Below are 12,493 nucleotides of genomic sequence, written 5' to 3'. Positions count from 1 at the left end.
GCCATGAACGCACCCTCGGCGGCCCGATCTCTACCCTGGGTCGATACGCGCCGGCCGGTCACTCAGTCGACCGTCTCCCCCTCGCCCTCGTCTTCGCGGGCCTTCTTCGCGGCCTCGCGCATCTCGATGCCGTCGGACACCCAGTCGCCGATCTCCCGGGTGACGTCCCGGACGGCACCCGCGATGATCGTCGCGATCTGGCCCACGTGCGTGGCCGCCGACTCCGTCAACTCCTGCACGGTGTCCTTGCGCCGCTCGAACTTCCCCACCATGTGTTTCGCCTCTCAGGCTGCAGTCTTCTGCCGCTCGACGATAACACCGGGAGGGGTGTCGGACGAGACGAGACCGGGCGGCAGTGCGAACCTGAAGATCTTCGCCCACACGGAGCCGATCTGCTTGAAGAATCCGCCGGTGTTGTAGGGCAGGCCGTGCTTCTCGCACAGCGCCTTCACGACGGGAGCCATCTCCGGGTACCGGTGAGCGGGCAGATCCGGGAACAGGTGATGCTCGATCTGGTGTGACAGGTTGCCGGACATGATGTGGAACAGCGGGCTTCCCTCGATGTTCGCGCTGCCGAGCATCTGCCGGACGTACCATTCGCCGCGGGTTTCCTCCGCGGTCTCGTCCTCGGTGAAACTCTGCACGCCGGTGGGGAAATGGCCGCAGAAGATGATGGAGTACGCCCACACGTTGCGGATCAGGTTGGCAGTCACGTTGCCGAGCAGGGTGGGGACGAACAGCGGCCCGGTCAGCGCCGGGAAGATCACGTAGTCCTTGAGCACCTGCCTGCCCGCCTTGCGCCACCAGCCCTTCAGCAGCGGCTTGACGTCGCGCCACTTCCGCTTGCCCTGGATCACGTTCTCCGCTTCCAGGTCGTGCATCATGACGCCCCACTCGAACAGCATCATCAGCAGGAACGCGTAGACCGGGTTCCCCAGGTAGTAGGGGTTCCACTTCTGCGCCTCGTCGATCCGCAGGATGCCGTAGCCGATGTCCCGGTCGCGGCCCAGGATGTTGGTGTACGTGTGGTGCATGTAGTTGTGGGAATGCTTCCACTGATCGGCCGGGCAGACGGTGTCCCATTCGAACACCCGGGAGTTCAGGCCGGGTTCACGCATCCAGTCGTACTGACCGTGCATGACGTTGTGGCCGATCTCCATGTTGTCGAGAATTTTCGACACGCCGAGGGCGCCGACACCGGCGATCCAGGCCGGTGGGAAGAAGCCGAGGTACATCAGGCCGCGGCCTGCGACCTCGAATCCCCTCTGCGCCTTGATGATCTTGTAGATGTACTCGCGGTCCTCGGCGCCGAGGTCCGCGACCGTCCGGTCGCGGAGGGCGTCCAGTTCCCTGCCGATCTCGTCGACCTGGTCGTGGCTGAGCACCACCGGGGCGGCGTTGCGGGAACCGTCGGTGCCGCCGACGAACGGGAGGAACGAGAGTGAGAGTCCAAACATGTCGGTCTCCAAACGTTGATGTCGGGTGAAAGTCAGAGGTCGAGGGCGACATCGCCGACCGGGACCGAGACGCACAGCTGAATCGCCTTGTCCGGGTCGGTGTCGGTGTCGCCGGTGCGGACGTTCCTGGTGCACCCCGATGTCTTCACCGTGGTGCAGGAGAAGCAGATACCCATTCGGCAGCCGTACTCCGGATGGAGTCCGGCGGCTTCGGCCTGTTCGAGCAGCGTCGCACCGGAGTTGTCCGCGGTGACGCCGCTGGCGGTGAAGGACACCGCGCCGCCGGCCTCCCCCTCCACCGGGGCTGCGGCGGGAGCGAACTCCTCGGTGTGGAGACGGTCCTCGATGCCGAGTTCGCGGTACACCTCCCGGACGCCGCGCATCAGTCCGGGCGGGCCGCACAGAAACGTCTCCGCGTCGGCGTACCAGGGCGCGACCGCGTCGAGGTGCTCCTGACCGAAGAACCCGTGCAGGTGCCCGCCCGCCTCCTGATCGGTGTAGGCCAGCACGAGGGAGACGTTGGCGTTGGCGACCGCGAGTGCGCGCAATTCGTCGAGGTACGCGACGTCGTTTTCGGTGTACGCGTAGTGCAGAAAAGTGATGCTTCCGACGTGTTCCTCGTCGACGAGGGTGCGCAGCATCGACAGAACCGGGGTGATTCCGCTGCCTCCGCTCACCAGCAGCAGCCGGCGCGGACGAGGAGACGGAAGGGTGAATTCGCCCGCGGCCTGAGACAGGTCGAGCACGAGTCCGGGGCGCGCCTGCGCGTGCAGGTACTGCGAGACGAGCCCGTCCGGATGCGCCTTGATCGTCAACTCGACGTGTCCGTCGGTGGACGACTGTGCATTGGCAGGCGAGTAGCAGCGGGTGTGCCGAACCCCGTCGATCACGACCCCCACCTGCACGAACTGGCCCGCACGGAATCCGCGCCACTGGCGGGTGGGGCGCAGCGTGAGCGTGACGGTGTCGGCGGTGGAGCGCCGGACCTCGACGACCTCGGCGCGGAGGTCGCGCACGGTGACCATCGGATTGACGAGTTCGAGGTAGCGGTCGAGCTGGTGCGGAGTGGCCATCGCCTCGAACAACGACAGCAGCGAGAACCTGCGTCCCTCCGCCGGACGACTGGTGTGGGCAACTGACACGTCGGCCTCCTCCATTTGAGTGCACGGTTGTACACTGACAATAGTGTGACAGAGGGAGACAGGAACTTGTCAATCACAATGTGACCGCACGCACACTCGGGGCGGGGATCGGATACGCATGCCGGACGACGAACGCGAACACCCGGAGGTGGTGGCGGCGCTCTCCCCCGCGAATACACTCACTGCCGTGAGTCAGTCGACCGGCGCCGAACCCGAGAGCAGGGCAGCGCGGAAGGAGCGCACGAGGAAGGCCCTCCTCGACGGCACGCTCGAACTGATGGCGGACCGCAGTTTCGCCGGCGTGAGCCTGCGCGAGATCGCCCGCACCGCGGGAATCGTGCCCACCGCGTTCTACCGCCATTTCGCGTCCATCGAGGAACTCGGCGTGGTGCTCGTCGAGGAGGGCATGCGGATTCTGCGGCAGATGCTGCGCGACGCCCGGCGTACCCCGAGCACCAAGAGTGCAGGCGCGTCGCTCGACATCCTCGTGCGGCAGGTCCGCACCCACGAGGCGCAGTTCCGCTTCCTCAGCCGCGAACGCTACGGCGGGGTGCCGGAGATTCGCCGGGCGATCGCGACCGAGATGACACTGTTCGTCAGCGAACTCACGGTCGATCTGTCCCGCATCGACGGCCTGCAGACCTGGGACCACGACGATCTGGAGATGGCGGCCGACCTCATCGTGTCCACCATGTTCGCGGTCGTCGTCGATCTGCTCGAGGCCGATCGTCCCGGAAGCCGAAGCGAGGCCGAGGTCGTCGCGCGCGCCGAGCGGCAATTGCGCCTGATCATGCTCGGCATGAGCGGGTGGAATCCCGGAAAGAAGTAGGCCGCCCGCCGTACGGTGGGGGCATGTTGTCGACCTCGGAACACGCGCACGTCACCGTCGGCGACCTGACGTTCGACGTCACGATCAGCGGTCCGGACGACGGGGCCCCCATCGTTCTGCTGCACGGGTTCCCGGAGAGCGCCGCGTCCTGGGCCCCCGTGAGCGCTCTGCTGAACGAGTCCGGTCTGCGGACGTACGCACCGAACCAGCGCGGCTACTCACCCGGCGCGCGTCCCGACGGTGTCGAGTCCTACCGGATCGACCACCTCGTCGCCGATGTTGTAGGGCTGCTGGACGCCCTCGACATCGACACCGCGCATCTCGTCGGCCACGACTGGGGCGCCGCCGTGGCGTGGATCGTCGCGGCGCGGCACCCCGACCGGATCACCTCGCTCACCACCGTCTCGGTGCCCCATCCCGCCGCGTTCGGCTGGGCGTTGCGCGAGGACGCCGACCAGAAGGAACGCTCCTCCTACATCCGCCTCCTGAGAACGGAGGGCAAGGCCGAACGGGTCCTGCTCCGCGACGACGCGCAGGCGCTGCGCGCGATGTTCGGCGACGTTGTCGCGCCGGAACTCGTCGACGAGCACGTCGCACTGCTCGGCGAACCGGAAGCGCTGACCGCCGCGCTGAACTGGTACCGGGCGATGACGAGCGACTTCGCGGAGACACCCGCCGTCACCGTTCCCACGGCCTACGTCTGGAGCACCGGCGACATCGCAATGGGTCGCGCGGCGGCCGAGCGGTGCGGCGACTTCGTCGATGCGCCGTACGAGTTCGTCGTCCTGGACGGCGCCACGCACTGGATTCCCGAGGAGTGCCCGGAGGCACTCGCGAAGGCGATCCTCGATCGCGCTCGGGCGGCTGGATAATCGGCAGTTCCCCTCCCCGGCGGCGACACGTCTGGTGTGATGGCACTACTCGTCTCGTGCACCGTGGGAGGGCACCATGAGTGGCATCGCAATCCTTCTGGTCGGCGCGGTTCTGTGCTTCGCCGGTGTCGGTTCACTGCACGTCGCCGTTCTCGCCTCCGGATTCGGCCTCGGCTGGCTCGTGTCCGACCTGCTGTCGCTGTCGCTCGGAACGACATTCCTGGTCGCGGCGATCGGTGCGGTCGTGGTGTGGGCGGCCACCACTCTGGTCTTCAAGTTCGCCGCATTCTTCATCGGGATCATCGCGGGCGCAGTGATCGGAGCGAAGCTCAGTCGCGTTCTGCAACCGGATGACGCCAGCTGGATCCTGAGCGGAATCGTGATCGTTGCGCTCGCCGTCGCCTGCGGGTTCGTCGCCGACCGGTACCGGGCGCGGGCACTGCTGTGGCTCACGGCACTCGGCGGGGCCAGCTTGGTGCTGACCGGGCTCGGCCTGGCCATCCCCCCGCTACGTTTCTTGGAGGATCCGAACGAGGGCACCCAGCAGTTCTTCGCCACGCTGATCTGGATTGCCGTGGCGGCGGGGGGCTGGCTGACGCAGCGGCGGCTGTTCCCGGAGAAGCTCCGGATCGACGACAATCGCGCGCGGCGCTAGTCGCGCTCGGGCGCCTTCACCACCGTCATCGCGGCGAGCCCGATCGCGAGCACGATCACCAGGCCGATGATTCCGGCCCGGTCCGCCGCGAACCACCAGGCGAACAACCCGAACAGGGTGGGCGAGAGGAACGACACCGCGCGACCGGTGGTCGCGTACAGGCCGAACATCTGCCCCTCCCGGCCGGGCGGTGTGATCCTGGCCAGGAACGTGCGCGCCGACGACTGCGCGGGACCGACGAACAGGCACAGCAGCAGTCCGAAGATCCAGAACATGGCCGGCCCGGACACCCCCATCAGAACGAGACCGACGACGATCATCGCGATCAGGGACGCCATGATGACGGTTTTCGGGCCGATCCGGTCGTCGAACCGGCCTGCGGTGAGCGCGCCGAGTGCGGAGACGACGTTGGCGGCGACACCGAACAGCAGCACGTCCCCGGCGCTGATGCCGTAGACGTTGACGGCGAGGACTGCGCCGAACGTGAAGACACCGGCCAGTCCGTCGCGGAACAGCGCGCTCGCCACCAGGAAGTACACGGTGCGCCGGTCGGCGGCCCAGAGGTCGCGCAGATCACGCCACAACACTCGGTACGACTCGACGAAACCGGCCTTGTCCGCGCCCGGGTCCGCGTGCGGACGGGCCAGCTCGGGGACCTTCAGCAGCACGGGGATTGCGAAGACCGCGAACCAGACGGCGGCCAGCAGCGCCACCATCCGGATGTTCAGGCCGCCGTCGGTGGTGAGCCCGAGGAATCCGCGAGTGTCGCCGTCCCCGGCGATGAAACCGAAGTAGCACAGCAGCAGGAGCACGATTCCACCGAAATAACCCATCGCCCAGCCGAACCCGGACACCCGGCCGATGTTCGCCGGCGTGGACACCTGCCTGAGCATCGCGTTGTACGGGACGCCGGCCAGTTCGAAGATCACCGAACCCGCAGCGAGTAACACCAGCCCGAGCCACAGGTACTGATAGGAGTCGCGGACCAGGACCATCGCCGCCATGCACCCGACCGTCGCGAAGGTGAGAACACCGAGCGCCCACTTGCGTCGTCCCGCGGCGTCGAATCGCTGCCCGGTGACGGGGGCGAGCACCGCGATGAGGAAGCCCGCGATGCCGAGCGACCACCCCAGCCACGTGCTCGCGGAGATCGACCCCGGCAGGTCCTCCCCCACGGCGTCCGTCAGGTACACGGAGAAGACGAACGTGAGGATCACGGCGTTGAAGGCCGCCGAACCCCAGTCCCACAGCCCCCACGCGACAACCTGTCTGCGCGTCGCGGCCCCGCCGATCCCGGCCGGCGGACGAACGTCGGTGCTCATGCCCGCGAGCCTATGCGAGTGACCGGTGAGTTCGTGCGGTCTGACGCGACGAGCGTCCCGTTCGGACGGAAGAACTAAGTGTGCACTCAGTTGCATACGCACCTCGTTGCATACATACTTCGGTTCGTGGCACTCGAACATGCGCTCCTCGTCTCCCTGACCGAGCACTCCGGCTCGGGGTACGAATTGGCGCGCCGGTTCGACAAGTCCATCGGCTTCTTCCAGAGCGCCACCCACCAGCAGATCTACCGCGTCCTCAAACGCATGGACGAGGCCGGCTGGGTCGACGCCGAGGTGGTGGCGCAGGACGGCCGACCCGACAAGAAGGTGTACCGGGTCAGTGCGGCCGGAAGCGCGGAACTCGCGCGATGGATCGCCGAACCCACCGAGCCCAACCACCTCCGCAACGAGCTGGCAGTGAAGATCCGCGCCGCTCGACACGGTGACGTCGCCGCACTCACGGCCGAGGTCGCCCGTCACCGCGACGGCCACGCCGCCCGGCTCGAGGTCTACCGCATGATCGAAAAACGCGACTTTCCCGCACCGGACCAACTCTCCGGCGCAGCCCTGCACCAGTACCTCGTCCTGCGCGGCGGAATCCGCGTCGAGGAGGGGTTCGCCGACTGGTGCCAAGAAGTACTCGACGCGCTCTCACAATAAGGACACGCCGCCAATGACACAGTTTCCCCAGCTGCTCGCCCCCCTCGACCTAGGCTTCACGACGCTGAAGAACCGGGTGATCATGGGCTCCATCCACACCGGACTCGAGGACCGCGCCAAGGACGTCCCCCGGCTGGCGGAGTACTTCGCCGAGCGCGCCCGCGGAGGGGTCGCGCTGATCGTCACCGGCGGGTACGCGCCCAACCGGACGGGCTGGCTGTTGCCGTTCGGCGCGAAGCTCACCAACCGTGTCGAGGCCCGCAGGCACCGCGCGATCACGAAGGCGGTGCACGACGAGGGCGGCAAGATCGCCCTGCAGATCCTGCACGCAGGCCGGTACAGCTACCAGCCGTTCAGTGTCTCCGCCTCGTCGATCAAGGCCCCGATCAACCCGTTCCGGCCCCGCAAACTCACCGGCCGCGGCGTCCGCAGGCAGATCCACGACTTCGTTCGCTGCGCGCGCCTCGCGCAGGAGGCGAACTACGACGGCGTCGAGATCATGGGCGGCGAAGGCTACTTCGTCAACCAGTTCCTGTGCGAGCGCACCAACAAGCGCACCGACGAGTGGGGTGGGACTCCCGAGAACCGCCGCCGGATGGCCGTCGAGATCGTCCGCCGCACGCGCACGGCGGTGGGCCCGGACTTCATCATCATCTTCCGCCTGTCCATGGCCGACCTCGTGGAAGGCGGTCAGACCTGGGACGAGATCGTCGCGCTGGCACAGGAAGTGGAGGCGGCGGGCGCAACCGTCATCAACACCGACATCGGCTGGCACGAATCGCGTGTCCCCACGATCGTGACATCGGTGCCTCGGGCCGCGTTCGCCGACATCACCGGCAAACTCGAGAAGCACGTGAGCATCCCCGTGGCCGCGTCGAACCGGATCAACATGCCGGAGGTCGCGGAGGAGATCCTGACCCGCGGTGACGCAAAGCTGATCTCGATGGCACGCCCGATGCTCGCCGACCCCGACTGGGTGCGGAAGGCGGAGGCAGGCACCCCCGACGAGATCAACACGTGCATCGCCTGCAACCAGGCCTGCCTCGACCACGCCTTCGTCCGCAAGCACGTGTCGTGCCTGCTGAATCCGCGGGCAGGCAGGGAGACGGAACTGACGCTCTCCCCCACCCGGACCGCGAAGCGGGTCGCCGTCGTCGGCGCGGGCCCCGCCGGACTGTCCGCGGCGCTCGGTCTGGCCCAGCGCGGCCATGCAGTGACCCTGTTCGAGGCGGATTCGGAGATCGGCGGCCAGTTCGGCATCGCCCGCAAGATTCCCGGCAAGGAGGAGTTCGCGGAGACCATCCGGTACTACAACCGCCAGCTGCCGCTCGCGGGTGTCGACGTCCGGCTCGACACCCGCGTCACCGCCGCCGAGCTGGTCGGCACGTACGACGAGGTGATCGTCGCGACCGGTGTGACGCCGCGCGTCCCGTCGATTCCGGGGATCGACCACCCGAAGGTGCTCACGTATCCGGAGGTCGTGCGGGGCGGCAAGCCCGTCGGACGGTCGGTCGCGGTGATCGGGGCCGGCGGCATCGGCGTCGACGTCAGTGAGTTCCTCACCCACGAGCACTCCCCGACTCTCGACCTGAAGGAATGGAAGCAGGAGTGGGGTGTCACCGAACCCGAGGCCGCGGCGGGCGCCCTCACCACCCCCATTCCCGAACCGTCGCCGCGTGAGGTGTACCTGCTGCAACGCAAGAGCGGCCGGATCGGCGCGGGACTCGCGAAGACCACCGGCTGGGTCCACCGGGCGGCGCTGAAGAGCAAGGGTGTCCAGGAGCTGTCCGGGGTCAACTACGAGCGCATCGACGACGACGGCCTGCACATCACGTTCGGCGCCAAGCGGGAAAAGCCCCGCACCCTCGCCGTCGACAACGTCGTGATCTGCGCGGGTCAGGAATCGGTGCGTGACCTCGTCGACGACCTGACCGTCGCCGGCGTCACCACCCACGTCATCGGCGGCGCGGACGTCGCCGCGGAACTCGACGCCAAGCGCGCCATCGAGCAGGGCACCCGGCTCGCGGCCCGCATCTGACGCACTACGCTGCTGTCCGTGAGCTTGCCGAACCCCACCCCCAGTGCCCGCGCCGTCGTGACCGGCGCCTCGTCCGGAATCGGCGAGGCGCTGGCCACCGATCTGGCCTCCCGGGGCCACTCCCTGATTCTCGTCGCGCGCCGCGGCGAGGTGATGGAGTCGCTCGCCGGGACCCTTCGCGAGAAGTACGGCGTCGAGGTCGACGTGCACGCGTGCGACCTGTCCGATCGGGACGCGCGGGCCGCACTCGTCGCCGATCTGGCGGGCCGTGAGGTCAGCGTCTTGTGCAACAACGCGGGTATCGCCACGTTCGGCCCCGTCGCCGGACTCGACCCCGCGTACGAGCGGGCCCAGGTGGAACTCAACGCCGTTGCGGTGCACGACCTCACCCTCGCGGTGCTGCCCGGGATGATCGAACGCGGGTCCGGCGCCATCCTCATGGTCGGCTCCGCGGCGGGCAACATGCCCATCCCCCACAACGCCACCTACGCCGCCAGCAAGGCGTTCGTCAACACATTCTCCGAATCGCTGCGCGGCGAACTCAAGGGGACGGGAGTGAACGTCACCCTGCTCGCCCCCGGCCCGGTGCGCACCGAGGAGCCCGATCCGGCGGACGCATCGATCGTCGACAGGCTGGTGCCCGACTTCCTGTGGATCTCCAGCGAATACACCGCCAAGGTGTCGCTCGACGGCCTGGCAGACAACAAGATGCGCGTCGTCCCCGGCATCATCAGCAAGGCCATGTCCGTTGCCGGGCAGTACACTCCACGCGCGGTGGTCGCGCCGATCGTCGGGACGTTCTACAAGAAGCTGGGCAGTTAGCCGGTCACCGCGTGCGTCGTCGCCCCGTGCCGAAGATGCTGCGGGAGATCTCGCGGCCCGCGGCCGACGCGGCCGAGCGGAGGAAGCTCTTCACCGCGGAGCTCCCGAGGATCTGCTCGGCCATGTTCGGCCCCTCCGCCTGCGCGGGCGCCGGCGGCGGCAGATCGGGCAGCGGAGGCAGGTCGAGGCCCGGTTCCGCGGCCGGCGCCCCGGCGACCTTGGCCGTCAGCTTCTCGTACGCCGACTCCCGGTCGACGGTCTGCCCGTACTTCGCATACAGCGGGCTCGACGACGCCGCAGCCGTGATCGCGTCGGTGCCGATGGTGTCCATCAGCGAGCGGGGAGGCCGAATCCTCGTCCATGCCACCGGCGTCGGCGCGCCCCGTTCCGACAGAACCGTCACGATCGCCTCGCCGGTCCCCAGTGATATGAGGGCCTTCTCGAGGTCGTAGTTCTCGGTGGTCGGGTACGTCCGTACCGTTCTGGTCAACGCCTTCTGGTCGTCGGGCGTGAACGCGCGCAGCGCGTGCTGGATTCGGGCACCGAGTTGCGACAGCACCGCGTTCGGGACGTCCGTCGGCAACTGCGTGCAGAAGAACACGCCCACGCCCTTGGAGCGGATGAGCTTCACGGTCTGTTCCACCTGCTGCAGGAACGCTTTCGACGCGTCCGCGAACAGCAGGTATGCCTCGTCGAAGATGAAGACGAGCTTGGGTTTGTCGAGATCGCCTTCCTCGGGCAGGGTCTGGAACAGATCCGCCAGCACCCACATCAGGAAGGTGGAGAACAGTGCCGGGCGCGCGGCCCGGGCACCCAACTCGAACAACGTGACCACACCCGTGCCGTCGATCACCCGGAGCAGATCCTCGGTCTCGAGTTCGGGTTCCCCGAAGAACGTGTCGCCGCCGTCGGCTTCGAGAGCGACGAGGGCCCTGAGGATCACACCGGCCGTGGCCGGGGACACGCCGCCGATGCCCTTCAGATCGGCCTTGCCCTCGTCGCTGGTGAGATGCGCGATGACCGATCGCAGATCCTTCAGATCGAGCAGCGCGAGCCCCTGGACATCGGCCCAGTGGAAGATCAGCCCCAGCGTGGACTCCTGAGTCTCGTTGAGCCCGAGCACCTTGGCGAGCAGGATCGGCCCGAACGCGGTGATGGTCGCGCGGACGGGGATACCCAGGCCTTCCGTTCCCAGCGAGAGGAACTCGACGGGGGATCCCGCGGGCCGCCACTGGTCGTCGCCGGTCTCGGCCGCCCGGGCAGTGATCTTGCCGGTGGCCTCGCCAGGCCGCGACAGACCCGACAGGTCACCCTTCACGTCGGCCATCACCACGGGAACCCCCGCAGCCGACAACTGCTCGGCAATACCCTGCAGCGTCTTCGTCTTTCCCGTCCCGGTGGCGCCGGCGACGAGTCCGTGCCGATTGATCGTCGCCAGGGGAATGCGCACGCGGGCCGCCGGATCCACGGCGCCGCCCAGAACCACGGTTCCCAGTTCCAACGCCGCACCCTCCGAGGAGTACCCGGCCGCGATGTCCGCCGCAGCACCGGACGGGGCGGCGGCACTTGCAGGAGCACTGTTCTCCGCAGCCTCCGCGTCCCGGGCCTCCTGCTCCGCAGCCTCCGCCGCTGCCGCTGCCTCCGCCGCCACCCTGGCCGCCTCGGCCGCTGCGGCCCTCGCTGCCGCCGCCCTCTCCGCCGGGGTGGAGGTCGCGTCGCCGTCCTGCGATTGCCAGGTCATCCAAGCCCTCCTCGGATCACACACATCGGGAGAAAGTGTCCACCGCAGACCTTATCCCGTCACACACGTGACTACTGTGTTCCTGGTGCAGGACAAACTTGTGTGGATCGATTGTGAAATGACCGGGCTCCGCCTCGGTACCGACAAGCTGATCGAGATCGCGGCTCTGGTCACGGACAGCGAGTTGAACGTGCTCGGTGAGGGTGTCGACATCGTCATCCACACCGACGACGACGCGCTCGCGGCGATGCCCGACGTGGTGACCAAGATGCACGAGAACTCGGGGCTGACCGACGAGGTCCGCAAGTCCACGGTCACCCTCGCCGAGGCCGAGCAGCAGGTGCTCGCGTACATCCGCGAACACGTGCCGGTCGCCGGGACGGCACCGCTCGCCGGCAACTCGATCGCGACGGACCGCGGGTTCATCGCCCGCGACATGCCGGATCTCGACACCTACCTGCACTACCGCATGATCGACGTCAGCTCCATCAAGGAACTGTCCCGGCGCTGGTACCCGCGGATCTACTTCGGTCAGCCCGAAAAGGGTCTCGCCCACCGCGCCCTGGCCGACATCAAGGAGTCGATCCGGGAGTTGAAGTACTACCGCAAGACGGCGTTCGTGTCCGAGCCCGGACCGTCTACCAGCGACATCGCCGCAGTTGTCGAGGAACTCGGGCCCGCCTGAGATACCGATTGGCTTCTCGGGCACCGGACGCGCTAGTATCTTCCTCGCCGAAGTTACTGCCCCCGGGCGGTGCCTGAAGCACATGGTGAGTGTAGTTCAGTTGGTAGAGCACCAGGTTGTGATCCTGGCTGTCGCGGGTTCGAGTCCCGTCACTCACCCTTCTCGGTACAGAGGGCCCGGTTCCGTAGTGATACGGAACCCGGCCCTTCCCCCAGGGCGCGCCGGGGGCCGTCAGGGCCCGGCCGAGGGCCCCGCCCCGGGCCATTCTCG

At 67.8% G+C, this 12,493-nt stretch carries 12 protein-coding genes and 1 tRNA gene; 8 read left to right on the top strand and 5 right to left on the bottom strand.

Features of this window, described 5'->3' with window-relative positions:
- Positions 1–62 precede the first annotated feature (62 nt).
- Genes ACFTZB_RS35280 through ACFTZB_RS35270 form a run of 3 tightly spaced genes read right to left on the bottom strand, consistent with a single transcriptional unit; the run spans position 63 to position 2,599 of the window.
- On the bottom strand, positions 63–272 hold the full coding sequence (locus ACFTZB_RS35280; protein ID WP_378438939.1) for a hypothetical protein: 210 nt from the start codon (positions 270–272) through the stop codon (positions 63–65).
- Between the two features lie 12 nt (positions 273–284).
- The gene (locus tag ACFTZB_RS35275) at positions 285–1,457 is read right to left on the bottom strand and encodes a fatty acid desaturase family protein (RefSeq protein ID WP_378438937.1); all 1,173 of its coding nucleotides are present in this window, start codon (positions 1,455–1,457) and stop codon (positions 285–287) included.
- A gap of 32 nt (positions 1,458–1,489) precedes the next feature.
- Entirely contained in the window at positions 1,490–2,599 is a 1,110-nt protein-coding gene (locus tag ACFTZB_RS35270; RefSeq protein ID WP_378438935.1) for a ferredoxin reductase, read from the bottom strand.
- Positions 2,600–2,717: 118 nt separating this feature from the next.
- On the opposite strand from ACFTZB_RS35270, the gene ACFTZB_RS35265 reads away from it, so the two are divergent.
- The 3 genes from ACFTZB_RS35265 (at position 2,718) to ACFTZB_RS35255 (ending at position 4,955) form a co-directional block, all read left to right on the top strand.
- Positions 2,718–3,428: a TetR family transcriptional regulator gene (locus tag ACFTZB_RS35265; protein WP_378438933.1), complete on the top strand. Its 711-nt coding sequence runs from the start codon at positions 2,718–2,720 to the stop codon at positions 3,426–3,428.
- A gap of 23 nt (positions 3,429–3,451) precedes the next feature.
- Positions 3,452–4,300: an alpha/beta fold hydrolase gene (locus ACFTZB_RS35260; RefSeq protein ID WP_378438931.1), complete on the top strand. Its 849-nt coding sequence runs from the start codon at positions 3,452–3,454 to the stop codon at positions 4,298–4,300.
- A 76-nt stretch (positions 4,301–4,376) separates the two neighbouring features.
- A complete protein-coding gene (locus tag ACFTZB_RS35255; RefSeq protein WP_378438929.1) occupies positions 4,377–4,955 on the top strand; it encodes a DUF4203 domain-containing protein in 579 nt (192 codons plus the stop codon).
- Here the strand turns inward: ACFTZB_RS35255 and ACFTZB_RS35250 are convergent.
- Complete coding sequence (locus ACFTZB_RS35250; protein ID WP_378438925.1) at positions 4,952–6,277, bottom strand: MFS transporter; 1,326 nt, start codon at positions 6,275–6,277, stop codon at positions 4,952–4,954. The genes ACFTZB_RS35255 and ACFTZB_RS35250 overlap by 4 nt on opposite strands.
- Before the next feature lie 126 nt (positions 6,278–6,403).
- Here ACFTZB_RS35250 and ACFTZB_RS35245 point away from each other — a divergent pair, with 126 nt between their 5' ends.
- The 3 genes from ACFTZB_RS35245 to cmrA are packed head-to-tail and all read left to right on the top strand — an operon-like array spanning position 6,404 to position 9,797.
- Positions 6,404–6,937, top strand: a complete 534-nt coding sequence (locus ACFTZB_RS35245) for a PadR family transcriptional regulator (RefSeq protein ID WP_378438923.1) — start codon at positions 6,404–6,406, stop codon at positions 6,935–6,937.
- A gap of 13 nt (positions 6,938–6,950) precedes the next feature.
- On the top strand, positions 6,951–8,975 hold the full coding sequence (locus tag ACFTZB_RS35240) for an FAD-dependent oxidoreductase (RefSeq protein ID WP_378438921.1): 2,025 nt from the start codon (positions 6,951–6,953) through the stop codon (positions 8,973–8,975).
- An 18-nt stretch (positions 8,976–8,993) separates the two neighbouring features.
- Positions 8,994–9,797 (top strand): mycolate reductase, encoded by an 804-nt coding sequence (cmrA, locus tag ACFTZB_RS35235; RefSeq protein ID WP_378438919.1) that lies wholly within the window; start codon positions 8,994–8,996, stop codon positions 9,795–9,797.
- 4 nt (positions 9,798–9,801) lie between these two features.
- Here cmrA and ACFTZB_RS35230 read toward each other — a convergent pair whose 3' ends face one another.
- Positions 9,802–11,538, bottom strand: a complete 1,737-nt coding sequence (locus ACFTZB_RS35230) for a helicase HerA-like domain-containing protein (protein ID WP_378438917.1) — start codon at positions 11,536–11,538, stop codon at positions 9,802–9,804.
- Between the two features lie 85 nt (positions 11,539–11,623).
- On the opposite strand from ACFTZB_RS35230, the gene orn reads away from it, so the two are divergent.
- Together orn and ACFTZB_RS35220 are read left to right on the top strand one after the other, a co-directional pair.
- The gene (gene orn, locus ACFTZB_RS35225) at positions 11,624–12,223 is read left to right on the top strand and encodes an oligoribonuclease (RefSeq protein ID WP_378438941.1); all 600 of its coding nucleotides are present in this window, start codon (positions 11,624–11,626) and stop codon (positions 12,221–12,223) included.
- Between the two features lie 85 nt (positions 12,224–12,308).
- Positions 12,309–12,381 (top strand) — tRNA-His (locus ACFTZB_RS35220).
- Positions 12,382–12,493: the final 112 nt, after the last annotated feature.

This window comes from Rhodococcus sp. NPDC057014, from assembly GCF_042673295.1.
Lineage (GTDB): Bacteria > Actinomycetota > Actinomycetes > Mycobacteriales > Mycobacteriaceae > Rhodococcus_F.
The sequence above is the reverse complement of the archived record's forward strand: the minus strand, read 5'-3'. Positions and strand labels throughout refer to the sequence as shown.

Bases quoted from the DNA above. Each gene is read 5' to 3' on its own strand.
- ACFTZB_RS35275 (WP_378438937.1), bottom strand. From the start codon at position 1,457: ATGTTTGGACTCTCACTCTCGTTCCTCCCGTTCGTCGGCGGCACCGAC.
- ACFTZB_RS35260 (WP_378438931.1), top strand. From the start codon at position 3,452: ATGTTGTCGACCTCGGAACACGCGCACGTCACCGTCGGCGACCTGACG.
- ACFTZB_RS35265 (WP_378438933.1), top strand. From the start codon at position 2,718: ATGCCGGACGACGAACGCGAACACCCGGAGGTGGTGGCGGCGCTCTCC.
- ACFTZB_RS35240 (WP_378438921.1), top strand. From the start codon at position 6,951: ATGACACAGTTTCCCCAGCTGCTCGCCCCCCTCGACCTAGGCTTCACG.
- ACFTZB_RS35280 (WP_378438939.1), bottom strand. From the start codon at position 272: ATGGTGGGGAAGTTCGAGCGGCGCAAGGACACCGTGCAGGAGTTGACG.
- ACFTZB_RS35230 (WP_378438917.1), bottom strand. From the start codon at position 11,538: ATGACCTGGCAATCGCAGGACGGCGACGCGACCTCCACCCCGGCGGAG.
- ACFTZB_RS35255 (WP_378438929.1), top strand. From the start codon at position 4,377: ATGAGTGGCATCGCAATCCTTCTGGTCGGCGCGGTTCTGTGCTTCGCC.
- ACFTZB_RS35250 (WP_378438925.1), bottom strand. From the start codon at position 6,277: ATGAGCACCGACGTTCGTCCGCCGGCCGGGATCGGCGGGGCCGCGACG.